Here is a 20,678-nt window from a genome sequence, read left to right as displayed (position 1 = left end):
GATGACTATGATGCCCGAAACTGATATTGCGCTAACCGTTGATCATCTGTCGCTCTGGTACGGTGAGCGCCAGGTGCTTCAGGATGTCTCGCTGCAACTGCCTAAAAATCGCATCACCGCGTTGATTGGCCCGTCCGGCTGCGGCAAATCAACGCTGCTGCGCTGCTTTAATCGTATGAACGACGTGATTGATCGCTGCCGCATCGAAGGGGACATTCTGCTGGATCAGCAGTCGATTATGCGACCTGCTCAGGATGTCTCTGCGCTGCGTCGCCGGGTCGGGATGGTGTTTCAGCGGCCCAATCCGTTCCCCAAATCGGTATACGAAAATGTGGTGTACGGACTGCGGCTGCAAGGGGTGCGCGATAAGCGCGTACTGAATGAAGCCTGCGAACGGGCACTCCGGGCGGCGGCGCTGTGGGGTGAGGTGAAAGATCAGCTGGCACAGAATGCGCTGACGCTTTCCACGGGGCAGCAACAAAGGCTGGTTATCGCCCGCGCTATTGCGATTGAGCCGGACGTCCTGTTACTTGATGAGCCAACATCCGCGCTGGACCCGATTTCTACCCTGGTGATCGAAGAACTGATGAGTACGCTCAGGCAGCATTTCACGCTGGTGCTGGTCACCCACAACATGCAGCAGGCTTCACGCGTGTCGGATTACACAGCCTTTATGCATCAGGGATCGCTGGTGGAGTTTGACACCACAGACAGGATTTTCACCACACCACAGGTGCGCCGGACGGAAGATTACATCACCGGGCGTTACGGTTGAAAGGGCAGGGAGCCTGGCTCCCTGAGCATTAATCGTGGGCGTAGCCCTGAGCGGGTAAGGGATGACCATCCAGCCAGGCTTTTCCCTCACGCATGGTCAGTCGGCCTTCGGTAAACCAGTTAATTACCAGTGGGTAGATGGCATGTTCCTGATGCTGCACGCGTTCGGTAATCTCGGCCTCGCTGTCTTCAGCAAACACCGGCACCCTGGCCTGCAAAATGACCGGGCCACCATCCAGTTCATCGGTCACGAAGTGCACGGACGTACCGTGCTCCTTATCGCCGTTTTCAAGCGCCTGGCGGTGCGTATGCAGACCGGGATATTTCGGCAGCAGCGACGGATGAATGTTCAGCAGACGGTCAGAGTAATGCGCCACGAAGCCCGGACTCAGAATGCGCATATAACCCGCCAGCACCACCAGATCCGGTCCATACGCATCGATCTCACGCATCAGCTGCCGATCAAAACTGTCGCGATCGTTAAAGTCACGTGCATCAAGCGCTTTTGCCGGGATCCCGGCCTCCTGCGCGCGAACTAAACCATAGGCGGAGGTTTTGTTACTGAACACGGCAGCGACGCTGCCGTGAATACGCCCGTTTGCACAGGCGTCGAGGATGGACTGAAGGTTACTTCCGTTACCCGAAATCAGTACAACCAGCTTTTTCATGAATGAATAACCACACGCTCTTCCGAGTCTGAGGCGTTAATCACACCAATTTTCCAGGCGTTTTCCCCGGCAGCACGCATCAGGTCAACGGCCTTATCCGCGTCAGCCGGGCTCAGCGCGATGATCATGCCCACGCCGCAGTTGAAGGTGCGATACATCTCATGACGACTGACATTGCCCGCCTGCTGCATCCAGCCGAACACGGCAGGCCACTGCCAGCTTTTCTCGTCAATCACCGCCTGAGTATTGTCGGGCAGGACACGCGGAATGTTTTCCCAGAAACCGCCACCGGTGAGGTGAGCAATCGCGTGCACATCCACCTGCTCAATCAGGCTGAGGATGTTTTTGACGTATATGCGCGTCGGCGCCAGTAAGTGATCGGCCAGCGGTTTGCCTTCCAGTTGCTCAACCAACGGATCGGTGCCGCTGACTTCCAGAATCTTACGCACCAGGGAATAGCCATTTGAGTGCGGGCCGCTTGAGCCCAGGGCGATCAGCACATCACCGTCCTGAACCTTGCTACCGTCAATGATTTCTGACTTTTCAACCACACCGACGCAAAAGCCCGCGACATCGTAATCTTCGCCATGATACATGCCCGGCATTTCAGCGGTTTCGCCGCCCACCAGCGCACAGCCTGACTGCAGACAACCTTCGGCGATACCGGTGATGACCGCCGATGCGGTGTCCACATCCAGCTTGCCGGTCGCGTAGTAATCCAGGAAGAAGAGAGGCTCCGCGCCCTGTACCACCAGGTCGTTAACACACATAGCAACCAGATCGATACCAATGGCATCGTGACGTTTGAGATCCATCGCCAGACGCAGCTTGGTGCCCACGCCATCGGTGCCGGAGACCAGCACAGGCTCACGGTATTTTTGCGGCAGCGCACAAAGCGCACCGAAGCCGCCTAGTCCACCCATGACTTCCGGGCGACGCGTCTTTTTCACTACGCCTTTAATACGGTCAACCAGAGCGTTACCAGCATCAATATCAACACCGGCGTCTTTGTAGCTGAGAGAGGTCTTATCGGTCACTGCGAGGTCCCCACGCGAGTTGCGGTTGGTGGTTTAATATAAAGCGCGGCAATTCTATCAGCGCAGGCAAACGTTTGCGAGTCTCAGATTGCGTCCCCGACAATTTTCATCAATCCTTATTTTATGCGGTGGATTGCGCAAGCACATGTGGCGCGATGTTAAAAAGGCGGTATAATCCCGCGATTTTTTTTTAGCTCAACTCACTCCGGGAGAACAACAATGAAGATCGTGGAAGTTAAACACCCGCTGGTCAAACATAAACTGGGACTGATGCGTGAGCATGATATCAGTACGAAGCGTTTCCGTGAGCTGGCCTCTGAAGTGGGCAGTCTGCTGACCTATGAAGCCACGGCCGATCTGGAAACCGAAAAGGTCACCATTGAGGGCTGGAATGGCCCGGTTCAGGTTGATCAAATTAAAGGCAAAAAAATCACCGTTGTGCCCATCCTGCGTGCCGGCCTGGGCATGATGGAAGGCGTACTGGAGCACGTGCCCAGCGCGCGCATCAGCGTGGTAGGCGTGTACCGTGACGAAGAAACGCTGGAGCCTGTACCTTATTTCCAGAAGCTGGTGTCCAACATTGAAGAGCGCCTGGCGCTGGTGGTCGATCCGATGCTGGCGACGGGCGGCTCCATGATCGCCACTATCGATCTCCTGAAAAAAGCCGGCTGCAGCAGCATTAAAGTGCTGGTGCTGGTCGCTGCGCCAGAAGGCATTGCCGCACTGGAGAAAGCGCACCCGGACGTGGAGCTGTACACCGCCTCCGTGGACCAGGGCCTGAACGACAAGGGTTACATCATTCCGGGCCTGGGTGACGCGGGCGATAAGATTTTCGGCACCAAATAGTGACCTGTTCAGGCGGCTTCATGCAGCACCTTGCTGTCAGCCTGCAGGCGCAGGCCGAGCCGCTTTTTTTCGCAACAGCCAATAACCTTCATCAGCCGACCAGAGAGTCGGCTTTTTTTTGACCAAAAACAGACTATCAACTCAAGGGGACTTTTAATGACTCGTCGCGCTATCGGCGTTAGCGAACGGCCGCCATTACTGCAAACGATTCCGCTCAGCCTGCAACATCTGTTCGCCATGTTCGGCGCAACGGTGCTGGTACCCATCCTCTTTCATATCAACCCGGCTACGGTACTGCTGTTTAACGGTGTCGGGACGCTGCTATATCTGTTTATCTGTAAAGGCAAGATCCCCGCTTATCTGGGATCCAGTTTTGCCTTTATTTCACCTGTTTTACTCCTGCTGCCGCTGGGTTACGAAGTGGCGCTGGGGGGATTTATTCTCTGCGGCGTGCTGTTCTGTCTGGTCGCGTTGATCGTCAAAAAAGCCGGTACCGGCTGGCTGGATGTGATGTTTCCGCCTGCTGCAATGGGCGCTATTGTGGCGGTCATTGGTCTGGAGCTGGCGGGCGTCGCAGCAAACATGGCAGGCCTGCTCCCTGCTGAAGGTCATGCGCCTGACGGGACAACCGTGCTGATTTCGCTGCTCACCCTGGCCGTCACCGTTTTTGGCTCGGTGTTATTTCGTGGCTTTATGGCCATTATCCCGATTTTGATCGGCGTGCTGGTGGGCTACGCGCTTTCCGCTTTTATGGGCATTGTGGACTGGCGCGGCGTGGAAAGTGCGCCGTGGTTTGCATTACCGACGTTTTATACGCCGCGTTTTGAATGGGTGGCGATGTTAACGATCCTGCCCGCCGCGCTGGTGGTGATCGCCGAACACGTGGGCCACCTTGTGGTCACGGCCAATATTGTTAAGCGTGATCTGGTCCGTGATCCCGGCCTGCATCGTTCCATGTTCGCCAACGGTTTATCGACCGTCATTTCGGGTTTCTTTGGATCCACGCCAAACACCACCTATGGTGAAAATATCGGCGTAATGGCCATTACCCGCGTTTACAGCACCTGGGTGATTGGCGGCGCGGCCATTTTCGCGATTTTGCTCTCCTGCGTGGGCAAACTGGCAGCGGCTATACAGGCGATCCCGGTGCCGGTCATGGGCGGCGTCTCCTTGCTGCTGTACGGCGTTATCGGTGCCTCCGGTATTCGTGTCCTGATCGAATCCAAAGTGGACTACAACAAAGCGCAAAACCTGATTCTGACCTCCGTGATCCTGATCATTGGCGTCAGCGGCGCGAAAGTGCACATCGGTGCCGCCGAGCTGAAAGGGATGGCGCTGGCGACGCTGGTTGGCGTTGCGCTGGCGTTGATTTTCCGCGTCATTTCCCTGCTGCGCCCGGAAGAAGTGGTGCTTGATGCAGAAGAGACACGCGACACATCGTCATGATGAAGGCCTGAAGACGCGGGCAGGGACGCCCGATTCATCTCTTCGCAAAAACTATGATAGACTGCCCCCGATTTTTGCCTGTTCGCTTGCTGAGGTGCTTCTGAACACGCCGCCACAATTGTCATTGCCACTCTATCTACCTGACAACGAAACCTTTGCCAGCTTCTGGCCGGGGGAAAACCCCTCGCTGATCGCTGCGATCAAGGGGGCGCTAAGCCAACAACATGGCAGCTATCTCTACTTCTGGTCGCGCGAAGGAGGAGGGCGCAGCCATCTGCTGCACGCTGCCTGCGCTGAAATGTCCGCGCGTGGTGAAGCCGTGGGCTATGTACCGCTGGATAAGCGCACCTGGTTTGTTCCAGAGGTGCTGGACGGCATGGAACAACTGCCGCTGGTTTGCATCGACAATATCGAATGCATCGCGGGAGAAGAAGCCTGGGAAATGGCGATTTTTAATCTCTATAACCGCATCCTGGAAACCGGCAATACCCGGCTCTTTATTACTGGCGATCGTCCCCCGCGTCAGCTGAACCTGCATTTACCCGATCTGGCATCACGGCTCGACTGGGGGCAAATCTACCGTCTGCAGCCGCTCTCCGATGAAGATAAGTTACAGGCTTTACAGCTTCGCGCCGGACTGCGTGGGTTCGAACTGCCTGAAGACGTCGGCCGGTTTTTACTGAAGCGGCTGGATCGGGAGATGCGCACGCTGTTTGATACGCTGGATCGTCTGGATAGCGCCTCTATCAGTGCGCAACGCAAACTCACGATCCCGTTTGTTAAAGAAACGCTTGGGCTTTAAAGAATCGCCAGTACCGCCTCGGGCGGACGGCCTAAGCGGGCCCGATCGCCATTGATCACAATGGGCCGCTCAATCAGAATGGGATTTTCCACCATCGCGTCCAGCAAAGCGCTTTCGCTTAACGCTGCCTGATCCAGCGCCAGGGCGGTATAGGTCGGTTCGTTGCGGCGCATCAACTGACGCGCGCTCTCCATGCCCAGTTTCTGCAGCAGAATCTGCAACGTCGCTTTGTCGGGCGGCGTCTCCAGATAGCGCACAATCACCGGCTGGATGCCTCGCTGCTCCAGCAGTGCCAGGGTTTCCCGACTCTTACTGCAACGGGGATTATGATAAAGCGTCACCATACTGCTTATCCTTTCTGATATTGCTTAAAGCGTTGCTGCAACTGGCGCAACTGATCGATGCGCGCATCATAACGCGCCTGTTTCAGGCTCCCCAGCGGCACCTGGGCACTGGCCTGGCTCAGGGCACTGATGGCCTGAGCGATCTGACCATTTAAGGCCAGACTTTCGGCACGGGCAAACAGCTCTTCGTCGGTATGGCCCTGCTGTGCTGAAGCCTGAGCCAGCAAATCCCATCCGTTGGTGTCATCTTTGTGTGTCCATGTATAGCGGTTCAGAATGCGGCTGGCATTGGCGGGTTGCTTCGCTTCAACATAAGCGTTCGCCAGGTTGAGCTGAACGACCGGGCTGGTTTTAGCCGCCTGCGTCGCGGTCAACAGTGCAATGGCCTGCTGTGGCTGATTCAGGCCGATATCAATATCCGTCATCAGGTCAAGCAGCCAGACGTTCTCAGGCTGCTTAGCCAAAAGTGGCGTCACAATCCTTTTGGCTTCGCCATAGTTTTTGGCCTGCAAAAACTGCACCGCCTTGCCGTACCGGGAAGCCAGCTGCTCGCGTGCATTACCGTTGGCATACTGGTTCAGTAACTCATCGGTCAGTTGATTACGGCCGGTCGGATACATGCCCAACGTGCGCACTTTTGCCAGATAAAAGTCCTGAGAAGACTGGACTACCACCGCGCGCATCTGGTTTGCCCGGTTGCGCGCATCGGCGAGACGGCTGTCTGGTAAGGGGTGAGTCAGCAGAATTTCAGGCGGTTTGGAAGAAAACCGGCTCTGATCGGCCAGTTTTTGCAGAAAGTCCGGCATGGCCTGCGGGTTAAAGCCCGCGCGCTGCAAAACCTGAATACCAATGCGGTCGGCTTCCTGTTCGTTATTCTGCGTAAAACTGATGATGCCCTGCTGGGTACCCGCCAGTGTACCGGTTAAGGCGGCCATGCCCGCCTGTGGGCTGGCCATCGCCAGCAGGATCGATCCCAAAGCCCCTACCCAGGTCAGCGGGGCATTGCGCTTTTGATCTTCCATCGCCCGCGCCAGATGGCGCTGCGTCACGTGGGAGATCTCGTGCGCCATCACCGAGGCCAGCTGGCTTTCAGTATCGGTGAAGCGGAATAGCGCGGCGTGCAACACCACATTGCCACCAAAAAACGCAAAGGCGTTAAGTTCATCATTTTGAATCAGGAAAAAGTGGAAAGGCGTTTTAACCGCGTCCGCGTGAGAAACCAGCCGTTGACCGAGCTGATTGATGTACTGATTTAGCAGGGGATCGTTAATCAGCGGGGCGCTGGCACGTAGTTGCCGCACATAGAAATCCCCCATCTGCAACTCCTGATTAATCGACAGCGTTGAGCCTGCGGTCGTGCCCATATCCGGCAGGGAGTCGCTGATATCCGCCTGCGAGGTCAGCGGACAGGATAACGTGAGTGCAGGGAGTAGCGCAGCAATCAGCGTTTTTTTTAACCGGTTCAACATGCCTGAATCCTGTAATGAATCCCTGAATGGGACAGGTAAGCCGCTAATATGTTCTGTTTTACCCACGAATAGCGAGGCGTTCTGCGTATCTTAACCACAGGGCATGAAGAATGAAATGACGTTATCGCGCCCACTGCGCGGCAGGATTGTGATAATGCTTCAAACCTGACGAAAAAATTTGACGGTACAATGATCTGCAAAGCGCCTGAATAACAGCCTGTCCGGATGAAAATGGCCGACAACGTTGGCATAAACGCAAGGGCCGAATACAAAGATACACGCGGACTGACATGCGGGCCGGGTAGCCACAAGGCGGACGCGCTGAAAAGCAACAAAAAAACTGAACATACTGGCCATTTTCCCAGGTATTCTCTGAAAAAAAGGCCCTGTACCGTAACGATTATCAGAAAGGTAAATTAAAAATATTGATGGTGAAAATGCCTTTATTGCCGACAGGCTATTTATGGCTGGCAAGGAAGCGCCAGGAAATCGCGTTATCCAATCAGGAACCGTGACACGCTTTATGAACCATCTTAAATAAGAAAGAAAAAACACGGTCGATAAAAAATACTTTTTATCACGCTCCGTTTTTATTTTATGGCCGTCCCGACAAAATGCTATTAAGAATTTCAGCTGCTCTCCGCGTTGTACCACTGTGATATAGATAAGCCGCCGTCATCTTCAGGAGCCGCCGACGTTGCGGTAGCACGGTATACATCAGATTTAAACAGCAGGAGAGTGAGTGATGCGACCAGCAGCCTTTATTGTGGTAGCGGCGGTAGCGGGATTTATTGGCGGGAATGTTATGCAGTTGCCAGTATTAGTCGACAAGGTCAGCGGTAAATTTGCCAGTAAAACAGAACCCAGTGATTACTGGAGCACTCCGGCCATTCAGGGCTATGGAAAAATACATTATGTGGATACACCCGCGTATAAACCCGGCACGGTAGCGGATCTCAGTAATAAAATTGTTTTTCAAATTAATCGCAGTGAAGGCGATATTCGTCGGCCTAATCTGGGGCTGGAGCGCGTGGCACGCGTCACGAATCTCTATTACGCCGCAGGTGTACCGTTAGATAAACTGAATTTCGTCGTGTCAATTAACAGTGATGCCGTTCCCGCCGCACTGAATAATGAACAGTTTCATAAAGCATACGGGGTGGATAATCCTAACCTTCAGTTAATTAGCGCACTGGAAAAGGCGGGCGTGAAAGTGTCCATTTGCGATCAGTCAGTGGCGTTTCACCATTTCGAGCGTGACTGGATTGATACGCGCGTCACCCACACGATCTCCAGCGGCACCACCGTTGCCACGCTGCAAAACCAGGGTTATGCCTTTTTGATGCTGTAAGTCTCGCGATGGCGGTGCGCGCCGCTGTCACCTTAACGTCATCTTTCCGCGATGTGCATGTCATAAAACGCCTTTAGTGTAAGCGCCAATGAGATCGATCTCATTGGCGACTGACGAGGGTGAAATGAGTGACTTAATTCGTGTGGCAGAACGGGCTGGGGTTTCGCGCGCCACAGCCGCACGTGCCTTTTCCGATCCCCATCTGCTTAAACCCGGCACGCTGAAAAAGGTGCTGGATGCCTCGGAAGCACTGGGTTTTCGCCCCAACCATATTGCGCGCCAGCTCCGCACGCAGAGTTCGACCACTCTGGGCGTACTGCTGCCATCACTCAGTAACCCGGTGTTTGCGTTACAGCTTCAGGCGATGGAGCACCAGGCCCGGCTGGCGGGTTATGGCCTGCTGGTCGCGACAACGGATTATCAGCCAGAACGTGAGGCGGCGATCGTTGAACACATGCTGCGTCAGCGCGTAGCAGGGATGGTCCTGACCGTGTCAGATGCTGACAGCAGCGCCGTATTACCCACCCTGGCTGAAGCCCGCATGCCTTTCGTTCTGGCGCATAACATGCCGCAGAACACCGCCTGGCGCAGCGTCTGTGTGGATAACCGCCGGGCAATGGCAGAAGCCACTGCGCACCTGATCGCGCTGGGCCATCGGCATATTGTCATGGCGGCAGGGCCGATGTTGCAGTCTGACCGTGCACGTCAGCGCTACCTCGGCTATTGCGATGCGATGCAGCAGGCAGGCTTTACGCCCAGCGCGCTGGTTGATATGCCCAGCCACATTCACGCCCTGTTCGATCCCTTTTTACCGTTGATGACGGGCAGCGATCCGCTGACCGCCGTAATTTGCAGTAACGACCTCCTGGCCATCAGCCTGATGGGGGCGGCCGCGCGTGCAGGCATTAACGTACCGCAACAGCTGTCAGTTATGGGCTTCGATGGTATTGCCATCGGTGAACAGCTTTCGCCTTCACTGGCCAGCGTGGTGCAGCCCAGCGAGCGGTTGGGTGCCTGCGCCATCGATATGCTTCTCGATTCGTCTGCTGAGGCTTCGCGCTTACTGGACCACCACCTGCGTTCAGGCGAGAGCATCGCGGCAATTTTTCATTCTTCAACATCAGGAAAACATCATGTCTACACACAATAAAATTGCGCTGTTTGCCAGCGCGGCGTTGCTTACCGCCTGTGCATTATCCAGCCCGCTGGCGAAGGCCGAGGAGAATGCGATTTGCTACAACTGCCCACCGGAATGGGCGGACTGGGCGACACAGCTCCAGGCGATCAAAAAAGACACCGGTATTGTCGTGCCGCAGGATAATAAAAACTCCGGCCAGGCCCTGGCGCAGCTCGTCGCCGAAAAAAATAACCCCGTCGCCGATGTGGTGTATTACGGTGTCAGTTTTGGGATTCAGGCGGCACAGGCGGGCGTGGTGACCGACTACAAACCCGCCAACTGGGATCAGGTTCCGGCAGGGATGAAAGACCCACAGGGTAAGTGGGTCGCGCTGCACTCTGGCACCATGGGGTTTATGGTTAACGTCGATGCCCTGGGCGGCGCGCCGGTGCCGACGTCCTGGGACGACCTGCTGAAGCCAGAATACAAAGGCATGGTGGGTTATCTGGATCCCGCCAGTGCGTTTGTCGGTTATGTCGCCGCCGTGGCGGTGAACCAGGCGAAAGGGGGCACGATGCAGGATTTTACCCCCGCGCTGACGTGGTTCAAAAAGCTGCAGGCCAACAAGCCGATTGTGCCTAAACAAACCGCCTATGCCCGCCTTATCTCTGGCGAAATCCCGATTTTGCTGGATTACGACTTCAATGCCTATCGCGCGAAGTATAAAGATCACGCCAACGTCGTCTTTGTCATTCCTCAGGAAGGCACGGTGACGGTGCCTTACGTCATCAGTCTGGTAAAAAACGCCCCGCATGCTGCCAATGGCAAGAAAGTGATGGACTACGTGCTGTCGGATAAAGGGCAGGCGATTTGGGCTAACGCCTATCTGCGCCCGGTGCGGCCTTCTGCGATGTCCGCAGAGGCTAAAAAGCGCTTCCTGCCCGACAGCGATTACGCGCGCGCCCATACTGTTGACTACCAGCAGATGGCTGATGCACAGAAAGCCTTCTCTGCCCGTTATTTGAGTGAGATTCGGTAATGGCCTTGTCGAATGCCCGCAGCGGTTTACCGGTGGCCTCGCGCCACCGGTCTCGCCGACGTGAGCAGGGGGCCAACTGGCCATGGATGCTGCTGCCGGCCTTACTGTTTTTTGCCGCCTTCTGGCTGTTGCCTTTTGCCCGTTTATTACAGATGGGCATGACGTCGGATCGCAGCACCCGGCACAGTGGTTACTGGACAGTGATTACCCAGCCCCAGTATCTGCAAAGCCTGTTTAACACCGTCCTGTTGTCGCTGGCGGTCACACTGGTCACGCTCGCGATTGCCAGCGTGGTGGGCTGTTTTCTGGCTCGCCAGCGCTTCGCCGGGCGCGGCACCTTACTGGCGTTGCTCACGTTCCCCCTGGCGTTCCCCGGCGTGGTGGTCGGATTTTTAGTGGTGATGCTGGCGGGACGGCAGGGCGTGCTGGCGCAGATCAGTATGCAACTGGTTCATGAACGCTGGACGCTGGCCTACTCGCTTACGGGGCTGTTTATTGGCTATCTCTACTTTTCACTGCCCCGTGCCATTGTCACGCTGGTCGCCGCCAGTGAAAAACTGGATCGTTCGCTGGAGGAGGCCGCCCGCTCATTGGGCGCCAGCCAGTGGCGCATTATTTGTGACGTGATTGTGCCGGGTCTGAAACCGGCACTGCTCTCCAGCGGTGCGCTGTGTTTTGCCACCAGTATGGGCGCATTCGGCACCGCCTTTACGCTGGGCACCGACCTGAGCGTACTGCCACTCACGATTTACGGCGAGTTTACTAACTATGCCAACTTCGCCACGGCGGCGGCGCTGTCGGTGGTCATGGGCGCGGTGGCCTGGCTGGGATTGATGCTGGCACGTGTACTGACCCAATCCCGGGAGGAGAAGACCTCATGAAACGGCGTGGACTGTTCTGGCTGCAAATCGCGATCACGACGCTGACCGCCCTGTTCATGATTGTGCCGGTGGTGTTATCCATGCTGGCGGGCGTCACGCAAAACGACTTTGTCGGCCTGCGTAGCGGGCTGACGTTGAAGTGGGTTGAACAGGTGTGGGACATGTACAGCGACACGTTTTGGCTGTCGCTGATGATCGCGGTGAGCTGTTTGCTTGTCACGATGGTTGTCGGCGTGCCCGCCGCCTGGGGATTACTCAAGTCGCCGTCGCGCTGGTCGTCACGTATTGAAGAGTGCCTGATGCTGCCCGTGGCGCTACCGGGCCTGGCGACGGCGCTGGGGATTATCCTGCTGTACGGCCAGTTTTCCGGCCTGCGCGACAGTTGGGTCTTTATCCTGATTGGCCATGTGCTGTTTACGCTGCCGTTTATGATTCGCCCGGTTCTGGCCGTGATGCAGGCTATCCAGTTGCCCCGACTGGAAGAGGCAGCCGCCAGCCTGGGGGCAGGCTTCTGGCAGCGTTTTTTCACCGTGGTGGTTCCCAACTGCCGTAACGGCATTCTTGCCGGGGCTTTTATGGTGACGACGCTGTCGGTCGGCGAATTCAATATTACCTGGATGTTACATACACCGCTGACCAAAACGCTGCCTGTGGGCCTGGCCGACAGCTATGCCTCCATGCGGCTGGAAGTCGGCTCGGCGTACACCTTGATCTTCATTTTAATGATTTTACCCCTGCTGCTGATGCTTAACGCCTGTAATCACTGGCTTGAACGTCAGTCACGTCAGTCACGTCAGCCACTCAGCGAGGAAAAGGCATGAATAACGATGCTGTTAACGTTACGTTGCGCGGCTGCGCGCGCCGTTTTGCGCATCACCAGGCGCTGCATCCTCTGGATCTCAGCGTGCACGCTGGCGAAACCCTGGTGCTGCTGGGGCCATCGGGCTGTGGCAAAACCACGACGTTGCGCATTATCAGTGGCCTGGAGCGTACCGATGCGCCGGGTGAAGTCTGGTTTGACGATCGCAACGTGACCGATTTGCCGATTGAAAAACGTAACGTCGGGATGGTGTTCCAAAACTATGCGCTGTTTCCCAATCTCAACGTGGCGCAGAACGTGGCCTACGGCCTGAAAGTGCAGGGCATCCCGCGTGCCGAACGCGAGGCACGAGTCCAGGAGATGCTGGAACTGGTCGATCTGACTGCACTGGCCCAGCGCCATATCGATAAACTCTCTGGTGGTCAGAAGCAGCGCGTTGCGCTGGCAAGAGCCCTGGCGGCCCGGCCTAAAGTGTTGCTCTTTGATGAGCCGCTGGCGGCGCTGGACGCCAAACTGCGCGAACGCCTGCGCGCAGACATCGGCGATCTGCTGAAAAAGCTGGCGATTACCGCCGTCTATGTGACGCACGATCAGCAGGAAGCCATGGCACTGGGCGACCGTATTGCGGTCATGGAGCAGGGCCGCCTGGTCCAGATTGCGACGCCGCAGGCCATTTATCAGCGTCCGGCTTCGCGCTTTGTGGCGGACTTCGTGGGCGCGATTAACTGCATTGAAACCGATGAGCAGGGGCAGCCGGTGAGATTCTGTCGTCCAGAGGATGTCCTGCTGGCAGAAGCGGGGCGCTATGCCCGACACGGCTGTATCGTCGCCAGCACCTTTCTCGGTGCCTCTCAACGCCTGCAGATCGATATTGGCCTGGATAAGCCCATCCAGGTCGAGCGTCACGCGCGCGAAAACTGGCATGCCGGGCAGCGTATCAGCTGGTCACTGGTCGGGCAGGCCGCGCTGGAATTTACCGCTTAAGGAGTGAAAGAGTGTCCGCTAATCCTACGCTGATCGCACAGATCAGTGACTTACATATTAAAGCGCAGGGGCGTTTGTCTTATAAGAAAGTCGATACGCACACGGCGTTACTGCGGGCCATCGCCACGCTGAATGCACTGCAACCGCGTCCTGACGTGGTCGTGATTACCGGTGACCTGGTGGATTTCGGCACCGCCGCAGAGTACCAGACGCTGCGCCAGGCGCTGGAGGGGCTGGAACGGCCCTTTTACCTGATGGCAGGTAATCATGACGACCGCCAGGCCCTGCGGGCCGCGTTTCCCGATCACACTTATCTGCAACAGGGCCCGACGCTCAACTGGCGGCTTATCGTCAGGGGCGTCCAGCTACTGGCGCTGGATTCCAGCGTGCCGCACCAGCCATGGGGCGAACTTGATGATCGGCAGCTTCGCTGGCTGGATGACGCACTCACTGCGTCACCAGACATGCCCACATTGGTGATGCTGCACCATCCGCCGTTTGTCTGCGGTATTGATCATATGGACCGTCAGCGATTACGTCAGCCCGAAGCACTGGCGGCGATTATTGCCCGCCATCCCCAGGTTGAACGGGTACTGTGTGGGCATGTACATCGGGCTGTTCAGACGCGGTTTGCCGGCACGCTGGCCTGTATTGCGCCCGGCGTTTCTCACCAGGTTGCGCTGGATCTGCAACCGGATGGCCCGGCCAATTTTGTGCTGGAACCGGCGGGGTTTTTGCTGCATCGCTGGCAACGGGAGCAGGGCATGACCACCCACCAGTGCGCAATCGGCGACTACGACGGCCCCTGGCCCTTCTATGACGAAAACGGTTTAATCGATTAAATGCGCGTCAGGGCGATTTTTTGAACTGTACTGTGCTTAAGCCTGCTCAAAATGTCCTACAGCGTGTAGACTTACAGGCTGTAGAACCGCGATATGATAAAAACAACAGAGCCAGGCACAGCACAATGAATTTTCGCACTGTGGCGTCAACGCCATGTTAATGAATTTCCGTCCAAGAGCTGACTTACGCACGCTTATTGCGCTGCTGGTCATCATCAGCATCGTCATCACACTGGCCAATAATTTATATGCCACATGGCGCGTGCAGCGCATGGTGCTGATCGACAGTACGCTGGAAGCCAACCGCGCCTACGCGGCTAAGCTGGCCTCGACCAGTGAGGTTTTTTTTCGTCTGGCGCAGTCACAGTTGCACTTTAGTGCCAATGTACTGGGAAAGGATTTCGATAACGAAGAACTGTTAAAAACGGAAGTGAATCGCCTGCGCGAGCAGACGGACAGTTTTAACTCGGTGGCCGTCGTGGATGAAAACGGTACGGTGCGGGCCATCTCGCCGGAGTCGCTGACCCTGACCGGCATGCATCTGACCAGTGATGCGTCACGTGAAGCGCTGCAAACCCGGCAGCCCATGATCAGCAAGCCCACGGTTTCCGCCGCCAATAACCTGCTTATCTTTGTCTCATGGCCCATCTGGAACAGTCAGGGACACTATCTCGGTTATGTCGGCGGCACCATTTACCTGAAAAAGAAAAGCATTCTGAATGCCCTGCTGGGTGAACAGTTTTACCGGGACGGCACCAGCGTCTTTGTGCTCGACAGCAATAATCAGGTGCTCTATCACCAGAACCGGCAACTGGTTGGCAAAACCATACCGCCGCTGTTGAGCGACCGCGAACGGCAGGAAAAAGACAACGGTTCACTGGTGTTAACGGAAACCGACAAACCCACCCGGCTGGCGGGCTATGCCATCGTTCCGACCACGGGCTGGATGGTCGTGGCGCTAAAACCGGTAGACGCGACGTTGCAACCGCTGTCGGGTCTGATACTTAAAGTCCTGAAACACTCGGTTCCCTTCGCGCTTCTGACCTTGCTGGTGGCGGTGATTCTGGCCCGGATGATCGCTATGCCGCTCTGGCAACTGGCCCGCAAAGCCAGCAAGATTGATGGTCAGAGCGCCACCAACGATATCGGCGGCATTCATGCCTGGTATTTTGAGGCGGCGCAGGTGAAACGTGCCCTGCTGACCGGTATCGGGCTGGTGCAGGATAAGATTGGCCGTCTGAGTTCTGAGGCACAAACCGATCCGCTGACTCAGCTCCTCAACCGACGTGGCCTGAATGCCGTGCTCGATTATTTCCAGACGCTGCAACAGCCTTTTGCCGTGCTGGCACTGGATATCGATCATTTCAAAAACGTTAACGATAACTGGGGCCATGACGTCGGCGACCGGGTGATCCAGCAGGTGGCCAGAACGCTCCAGCAAAGCGCCAGAAAGCAGGATATTGTCAGCCGTAACGGCGGGGAAGAGTTCCTGATGCTGTTACCGGATACCAGTCTGGCCGACGCCGAGGCCATCGCTGAGCGCATACGTCTGAGCATCGCAGGCGAGGCGGTGGAAAATGTCGGCAATATCACGCTCTCAATTGGCGTGGCCGAATGGAGTGCACGCCGCGTGCCGCTGGAAACCAGTCTGAAGCGTGCCGACGATGCGCTCTATCAGGCCAAAAACGCAGGACGTAACTGCACTGTCGTCGCGAAATAGCGCGAAAGCGGCGCACCCCTTTCATCCTCTGAAGGCAGAAACGGTGCCCGATGCAGCAGGGCTGCGTTCAGGAATTGATATGTTCCCGGCAGTAGCGTCGCTTCCAGCTGGCGGGCGTTAAGCCCGTTAGCTTGCGAAAAATCTGGCGAAAGTATCCGACATCATTAAAGCCACACTGACGCGCCACATCGGTTAACGAGAGGGAATCCCCGGTCAGCAATTTTTCTGCCATGACGATACGCTGGCGGTGAATGGCTTCCGTCAGCGTTAAGCGGAAAACGCGCCGGTAAACCCGCCCAAGGTAATCAGCATTACAGTGCAGCGTTTTCGCCAGACCCGAGGTGGACAGGGGCAAATGATACTGCGTGCGAATCAGCTGATTCGCCTTCCAGGCCAGATCGGCACCGGGGCTGTCAACGGTGTTCTCTTGCATGGCCGGGACGGTAAGCTGCTGCAGGATAAGCAGTAAAATACACTCCAGCGCCACGCTACGGTGAATATTCTGCTGTTCACTGAGAAACTGCCGGAACAGGGCAATGACATAAGCCGGATCGCCTACGCGCGTATGTTGAGGAAGGTGCAGCAGGCTCTGGTGTAACGTTGTCTGCGGTACAGGATGTTTCAACCAGTCGAAATGCAGCCAGTAAAATTTCAGATCAGGCGGAAATACGCCTTCTCCCACATGCCAGTGCCCGGGCCTGAGCAGTAAACTTTCTCCCGCCGTCACGCGAAACAGCACGTCGTCCTCACGGATAGTGAGTTGCCCACGCTCAACGAAAATAATTTCCCAGGAGGTCAGTCTGCGCGCCGGATGTGACCCTGTCCCGCGCGAAATAAACAGACCGCCGTTTTGCACCCGAACCGGAAACGCGATGGTTAAGTCGAACATCATGATGCCTTTTCCCGCTGCTGATAGCGTTTTTTAGACTCTTCTCCCTGATTATTAACTAAAAATAGCCGCCATGTCTGATCCAGCTCACAGTTTAACGCTCAGGTCGGAATCCTCCCTTTTTTATACTTTTTCGTTCTCTTGTGGGTTAGCCGATTCCTGACAGAATACATCGGGTAAGGCGCCAAAACACCGATAAGCCCGTTATAAAGCGGGCAACCCTCTCTGTCCTGCATGAGGAAGACTTTATGACGTCTACGACACTTGAACAGAACACACTGGCGCAGTCGAACACACAGCAGATACTGTCCCTGCGTGAAAAAATCGGCTACGGACTGGGTGACGCCGGTGGCACCGTCATTACCTGCCTGATAACGAATTTTCTAACCTTTTTCTATACCGATGTGTTTGGCTTAACGCCAGCGCTGGTCGGTACGCTGTTTATGGTGCTGCGCATTTTTGATGCGATATCGGATCCGGTGATGGGCGTGATAGCGGACCGCACGCACAGCCGGTGGGGCCGCTTTCGTCCCTGGCAACTGTGGATAGCCCTGCCTGTCGGGATTATTGGCACGCTGACTTTCACCGCGCCCGCGCTTAGCATGGACATGAAACTGGTCTGGGCCTTTGCGACCTATCTGCTGCTCTCACTCAGCTATACCGCCATCAATGTGCCCTATTGCGCGCTGATTAACACCATGACGACGCGCCACTCGGAAGTGTTGTCCTGTCAGTCCTGGCGCTTTGTATTGTGTGGTGTGGCTGGCTTTCTGGTCTCAGTAGGGCTGCCGTGGCTGGTCGCTGAACTGGGAAAAGGAAACGCGGTGCTCGGCTATCGCGCAGGGGTCGGGATCCTGTGCGGACTGGCGGTGGTGATGTTTCTGTGCTGTTTCTTCTGGGTGCGTGAGCGCGTACCGCTGGATACGTTGGGCAAGTTCACCCTGCGGGAACATCTGGCCGGGTTACGCAAAAACGATCAGTTGTTACTGATGCTGCTGATTTCTTTTTTGCTGATTAACGTCTTCAACATCCGCGGCGGCGGCTACATGTACTTCATTACCTATGTCCTTCAGGGAAGCACGGCCTATACCTCCCTGTTTTTTACCATGGTGACCTTAGCCTCCATTTTGGGCTCGTTCATCGTGAATCCGCTTTCCAGACGCATTGATACCGTCCGGCTTTACTTCTGGACCAATATCGTGCTGGCGGCGGTGGCGCTGTGCATGTGGTTTCTGCCGGTTGGGCCGGCGTGGCAGAGTCTCTGGCTGGTGGTCATTCTGAGTAATGGTGTCATTCTTGGGTTTACCCTGCCGCTGCACTTCGCCCTGATGGCCTTTGCCGATGACTATGGCGAGTGGAAAAACGGCGTCCGGTCATCGGGCATGAATTTCGCCTTTAACCTGTTCTTTATCAAGCTGGCATGGGCATCCAGTGCCGTCATCATCAGCCTGCTGTTTATTGCGGTGGCCTATAAACCGGGCACAGGCAATCAAACCCCGGCTTCGCTGCATGCGATTACCGCCATGGAAACGCTGTTACCGGCCCTCTTTCACCTGCTGCTGGCCTTTGCCGTCCGTGCCTGCAAGCTGACTAACCCGATGATGACGCAGATTTCGCATGACCTGCGTATTCGCCATGTCCAGTCTTAAGGAGAGCATGATGTCTGTAAATGAAGTCGATCTGCATAAGCTCCAGATTCACGATCCGTTTCTTGGTCAGTATCAGCATCTGGTGCGGGACGTGGTGATCCCTTATCAATGGGCCGCGCTTAACAATCGTATTGACGACGCCGAACCGAGCCATGCCATAGCTAATTTCCGCATTGCGGCGGGCCAGCAGACGGGCGAATTCTATGGGATGGTGTTCCAGGACAGCGACGTGGCAAAGTGGCTGGAAGCCGTGGCCTGGTCACTGTGCCAGAAGCCGGATGCTGAGCTGGAGAAGACCGCCGATGAGGTCATAGAGCTGGTCGCGGCGGCGCAATGTGAGGATGGCTATCTCAACACCTACTTTACGGTAAAAGCCCCGCAGGATCGCTGGACGAATCTGGCCGAGTGTCATGAGCTCTACTGCGCCGGACATATGATTGAGGCGGGCGTAGCGTTTTTTCAGGCCACCGGCAAACGACGACTGCTGGCGGTGGTGTGCAAACTCGCCGATCACATCGACAGCGTGTTTGGCCCCGGCGAGCAGCAGCTGCACGGTTATCCTGGTCACCCGGAGATCGAACTGGCGCTGATGCGGCTGTATGACGTAACCCAGGAGCCGCGCTACATGGCGCTGGCCGACTATTTTGTCACGCAGCGGGGAACGCAGCCGCACTTCTATGATGATGAGTACCAGAAGCGTGGTCAGACGTCGTACTGGCACACCTATGGGCCCGCGTGGATGATCAAGGACAAGGCTTACAGCCAGGCGCACCAACCTCTTGCGGAACAGCAGCAGGCGGTGGGGCACGCCGTGCGCTTTGTCTATCTGATGACCGGTGTCGCGCACCTCGCACGGCTGAGCCAGGATGAATCGAAACGACAGGACTGTCTGCGTCTGTGGCACAACATGGCGCAGCGACAGCTCTATATTACCGGCGGCATCGGTTCGCAGAGCAGCGGTGAAGCGTTCAGTAGCGATTACGACTTACCGAACGATACGGTTTATGCCGAAAGCTGTGCCTCGATTGGGCTGATGATGTTTGCCCGTCGCATGCTGGAAATGGAAGCGGACAGCCAGTACGCCGATGTCATGGAGCGCGCCCTGTATAACACAGTACTGGGTGGTATGGCGCTGGACGGAAAACATTTCTTTTACGTCAATCCGCTGGAAGTCCATCCGAAAAGCCTGCCTTTTAATCATATTTACGATCATGTGAAACCGGTTCGTCAGCGCTGGTTCGGCTGTGCCTGCTGCCCACCCAATATCGCCCGTTTGCTGACCTCTCTCGGCCACTATATTTATACGCCGCGCGAGGATGCGCTGTTTATCAATCTCTATATTGGTAACCGGGTCGAGATCCCGGTTGGCAATCAAACGTTGGGCCTGCGGATCAGCGGTAATCTTCCCTGGCAGGAAACCGTCACAATCACCATCGATTCCACCCAGCCTGTGAACCATACGCTGGCCTTGCGCCTGCCCGACTGGTGTGCGTCGCCGCAGATTACCTGTAACGGGACGGACGTGAATGAGGCGGCGCGCAAAGGTTACCTGTATCTGACCCGTCACTGGCAGGAAGGCGATACGGTAACGTTAACCCTGCCCATGCCGGTGCGCCGGGTTTACGGCAATCCGCTGGTGCGCCATGTGGCGGGCAAAGTGGCCGTTCAGCGCGGGCCCTTGATCTATTGCCTGGAACAGGCGGATAACGGCGAGCAGTTACATAATCTGTGGCTGCCTGCGTCGGCGACATTCCGCACCTTTGAAGGTAAGGGGGTTTTTGCGCACAAGGTGCTGATTCAGGCGGAAGGGATCAGAAAAGCGGCGGGTGAACCTGAGCAACAGCTGCTGTGGCATTACGATCAGGCACCTGCGCTGGCGCAACCCCAGACCTTAACCTTTATTCCCTGGTTCTGTTGGGCCAATCGCGGAGAAGGGGAGATGCGTATCTGGGTGAATGAGGCCTAACGGCGTCATCTCTGCCAGCAGCCGGGCCCGGTGC

General features: G+C 56.3%; 19 protein-coding genes. 14 read left to right on the top strand and 5 right to left on the bottom strand.

Annotation, left to right across the window (positions count from 1 at the left end):
- Window positions 1–7: 7 nt before the first annotated feature.
- Entirely contained in the window at window positions 8–775 is a 768-nt protein-coding gene (pstB, locus tag C7434_RS10325; protein WP_033740860.1) for a phosphate ABC transporter ATP-binding protein PstB, read from the top strand.
- A gap of 28 nt (window positions 776–803) precedes the next feature.
- Here the strand turns inward: pstB and purN are convergent, their stop codons facing one another.
- Window positions 804–1,442, bottom strand: coding sequence for a phosphoribosylglycinamide formyltransferase (purN, locus tag C7434_RS10320; protein WP_033740858.1), 639 nt, complete (start codon window positions 1,440–1,442; stop codon window positions 804–806).
- Window positions 1,439–2,479, bottom strand: a complete 1,041-nt coding sequence (gene purM, locus C7434_RS10315) for a phosphoribosylformylglycinamidine cyclo-ligase (protein WP_033740857.1) — start codon at window positions 2,477–2,479, stop codon at window positions 1,439–1,441. The genes purN and purM overlap by 4 nt, the downstream gene beginning before the upstream one ends.
- Window positions 2,480–2,698: 219 nt before the next feature.
- On the opposite strand from purM, the gene upp reads away from it, so the two are divergent.
- The 3 genes from upp (at window position 2,699) to hda (ending at window position 5,573) form a co-directional block, all read left to right on the top strand.
- A complete protein-coding gene (gene upp, locus C7434_RS10310; protein WP_013026702.1) occupies window positions 2,699–3,325 on the top strand; it encodes a uracil phosphoribosyltransferase in 627 nt (208 codons plus the stop codon).
- Between the two features lie 156 nt (window positions 3,326–3,481).
- Window positions 3,482–4,771 (top strand): uracil permease, encoded by a 1,290-nt coding sequence (uraA, locus tag C7434_RS10305; RefSeq protein WP_033740855.1) that lies wholly within the window; start codon window positions 3,482–3,484, stop codon window positions 4,769–4,771.
- 94 nt (window positions 4,772–4,865) lie between these two features.
- Window positions 4,866–5,573 carry a DnaA inactivator Hda gene (gene hda / locus C7434_RS10300; RefSeq protein WP_133745474.1) on the top strand — a complete coding sequence of 236 codons (708 nt, stop codon included), beginning with the start codon at window positions 4,866–4,868 and terminating at the stop codon, window positions 5,571–5,573.
- On the opposite strand, the gene arsC is transcribed toward hda, so the two are convergent.
- Window positions 5,570–5,917, bottom strand: coding sequence for an arsenate reductase (glutaredoxin) (gene arsC / locus C7434_RS10295; RefSeq protein WP_006120455.1), 348 nt, complete (start codon window positions 5,915–5,917; stop codon window positions 5,570–5,572). The genes hda and arsC overlap by 4 nt on opposite strands.
- A gap of 5 nt (window positions 5,918–5,922) precedes the next feature.
- Window positions 5,923–7,386, bottom strand: coding sequence for a M48 family metallopeptidase (locus C7434_RS10290; RefSeq protein WP_033740854.1), 1,464 nt, complete (start codon window positions 7,384–7,386; stop codon window positions 5,923–5,925).
- A 745-nt stretch (window positions 7,387–8,131) separates the two neighbouring features.
- On the opposite strand from C7434_RS10290, the gene C7434_RS10285 reads away from it, so the two are divergent.
- The 8 genes from C7434_RS10285 to C7434_RS10250 all read left to right on the top strand — a co-directional run bounded on the left by C7434_RS10285 (window position 8,132) and on the right by C7434_RS10250 (window position 16,140).
- Window positions 8,132–8,737 carry a DsrE family protein gene (locus C7434_RS10285; RefSeq protein ID WP_006120453.1) on the top strand — a complete coding sequence of 202 codons (606 nt, stop codon included), beginning with the start codon at window positions 8,132–8,134 and terminating at the stop codon, window positions 8,735–8,737.
- Window positions 8,738–8,861: 124 nt separating this feature from the next.
- Window positions 8,862–9,887, top strand: coding sequence for a substrate-binding domain-containing protein (locus tag C7434_RS10280; protein WP_006120452.1), 1,026 nt, complete (start codon window positions 8,862–8,864; stop codon window positions 9,885–9,887).
- Complete coding sequence (locus tag C7434_RS10275; protein WP_133745430.1) at window positions 9,871–10,893, top strand: ABC transporter substrate-binding protein; 1,023 nt, start codon at window positions 9,871–9,873, stop codon at window positions 10,891–10,893. Before C7434_RS10280 ends, C7434_RS10275 begins: the two co-directional genes overlap by 17 nt.
- Window positions 10,893–11,774, top strand: coding sequence for an ABC transporter permease (locus C7434_RS10270; protein ID WP_133745429.1), 882 nt, complete (start codon window positions 10,893–10,895; stop codon window positions 11,772–11,774). The genes C7434_RS10275 and C7434_RS10270 overlap by 1 nt, the downstream gene beginning before the upstream one ends.
- Window positions 11,771–12,595, top strand: coding sequence for an ABC transporter permease (locus C7434_RS10265; RefSeq protein ID WP_133745428.1), 825 nt, complete (start codon window positions 11,771–11,773; stop codon window positions 12,593–12,595). The genes C7434_RS10270 and C7434_RS10265 overlap by 4 nt, the downstream gene beginning before the upstream one ends.
- Window positions 12,592–13,578, top strand: coding sequence for an ABC transporter ATP-binding protein (locus tag C7434_RS10260; protein WP_133745427.1), 987 nt, complete (start codon window positions 12,592–12,594; stop codon window positions 13,576–13,578). Before C7434_RS10265 ends, C7434_RS10260 begins: the two co-directional genes overlap by 4 nt.
- Before the next feature lie 11 nt (window positions 13,579–13,589).
- Entirely contained in the window at window positions 13,590–14,420 is an 831-nt protein-coding gene (locus tag C7434_RS10255; protein WP_133745426.1) for a phosphodiesterase, read from the top strand.
- A gap of 154 nt (window positions 14,421–14,574) precedes the next feature.
- Complete coding sequence (locus C7434_RS10250) at window positions 14,575–16,140, top strand: sensor domain-containing diguanylate cyclase (RefSeq protein WP_033740847.1); 1,566 nt, start codon at window positions 14,575–14,577, stop codon at window positions 16,138–16,140.
- A 67-nt stretch (window positions 16,141–16,207) separates the two neighbouring features.
- On the opposite strand, the gene C7434_RS10245 is transcribed toward C7434_RS10250, so the two are convergent.
- A complete protein-coding gene (locus C7434_RS10245; protein WP_058701222.1) occupies window positions 16,208–17,029 on the bottom strand; it encodes an AraC family transcriptional regulator in 822 nt (273 codons plus the stop codon).
- A gap of 248 nt (window positions 17,030–17,277) precedes the next feature.
- On the opposite strand from C7434_RS10245, the gene C7434_RS10235 reads away from it, so the two are divergent.
- Window positions 17,278–18,678 (top strand): MFS transporter, encoded by a 1,401-nt coding sequence (locus C7434_RS10235; RefSeq protein ID WP_133745425.1) that lies wholly within the window; start codon window positions 17,278–17,280, stop codon window positions 18,676–18,678.
- 10 nt (window positions 18,679–18,688) lie between these two features.
- On the top strand, window positions 18,689–20,644 hold the full coding sequence (locus tag C7434_RS10230) for a glycoside hydrolase family 127 protein (RefSeq protein WP_133745473.1): 1,956 nt from the start codon (window positions 18,689–18,691) through the stop codon (window positions 20,642–20,644).
- Window positions 20,645–20,678 lie beyond the last annotated feature (34 nt).

Source organism: Pantoea sp. PNA 14-12 (genome assembly GCF_004364735.1).
Lineage (GTDB): Bacteria > Pseudomonadota > Gammaproteobacteria > Enterobacterales > Enterobacteriaceae > Pantoea > Pantoea stewartii.
Note: the sequence above shows the minus strand (reverse complement) of the source record. Positions and strands in the feature narration are given on the sequence as shown.

What these genes read in the sequence shown, in the direction of transcription:
- pstB (WP_033740860.1), top strand. Translation starts at nt 8, where the DNA reads ATGATGCCCGAAACTGATATTGCGCTAACCGTTGATCATCTGTCGCTC.
- purN (WP_033740858.1), bottom strand. Translation starts at nt 1,442, where the DNA reads ATGAAAAAGCTGGTTGTACTGATTTCGGGTAACGGAAGTAACCTTCAG.
- upp (WP_013026702.1), top strand. Translation starts at nt 2,699, where the DNA reads ATGAAGATCGTGGAAGTTAAACACCCGCTGGTCAAACATAAACTGGGA.
- uraA (WP_033740855.1), top strand. Translation starts at nt 3,482, where the DNA reads ATGACTCGTCGCGCTATCGGCGTTAGCGAACGGCCGCCATTACTGCAA.
- arsC (WP_006120455.1), bottom strand. Translation starts at nt 5,917, where the DNA reads ATGGTGACGCTTTATCATAATCCCCGTTGCAGTAAGAGTCGGGAAACC.
- C7434_RS10290 (WP_033740854.1), bottom strand. Translation starts at nt 7,386, where the DNA reads ATGTTGAACCGGTTAAAAAAAACGCTGATTGCTGCGCTACTCCCTGCA.
- C7434_RS10285 (WP_006120453.1), top strand. Translation starts at nt 8,132, where the DNA reads ATGCGACCAGCAGCCTTTATTGTGGTAGCGGCGGTAGCGGGATTTATT.
- C7434_RS10280 (WP_006120452.1), top strand. Translation starts at nt 8,862, where the DNA reads ATGAGTGACTTAATTCGTGTGGCAGAACGGGCTGGGGTTTCGCGCGCC.
- C7434_RS10275 (WP_133745430.1), top strand. Translation starts at nt 9,871, where the DNA reads ATGTCTACACACAATAAAATTGCGCTGTTTGCCAGCGCGGCGTTGCTT.
- C7434_RS10270 (WP_133745429.1), top strand. Translation starts at nt 10,893, where the DNA reads ATGGCCTTGTCGAATGCCCGCAGCGGTTTACCGGTGGCCTCGCGCCAC.
- C7434_RS10265 (WP_133745428.1), top strand. Translation starts at nt 11,771, where the DNA reads ATGAAACGGCGTGGACTGTTCTGGCTGCAAATCGCGATCACGACGCTG.
- C7434_RS10260 (WP_133745427.1), top strand. Translation starts at nt 12,592, where the DNA reads ATGAATAACGATGCTGTTAACGTTACGTTGCGCGGCTGCGCGCGCCGT.
- C7434_RS10250 (WP_033740847.1), top strand. Translation starts at nt 14,575, where the DNA reads ATGTTAATGAATTTCCGTCCAAGAGCTGACTTACGCACGCTTATTGCG.
- C7434_RS10245 (WP_058701222.1), bottom strand. Translation starts at nt 17,029, where the DNA reads ATGTTCGACTTAACCATCGCGTTTCCGGTTCGGGTGCAAAACGGCGGT.
- C7434_RS10235 (WP_133745425.1), top strand. Translation starts at nt 17,278, where the DNA reads ATGACGTCTACGACACTTGAACAGAACACACTGGCGCAGTCGAACACA.
- C7434_RS10230 (WP_133745473.1), top strand. Translation starts at nt 18,689, where the DNA reads ATGTCTGTAAATGAAGTCGATCTGCATAAGCTCCAGATTCACGATCCG.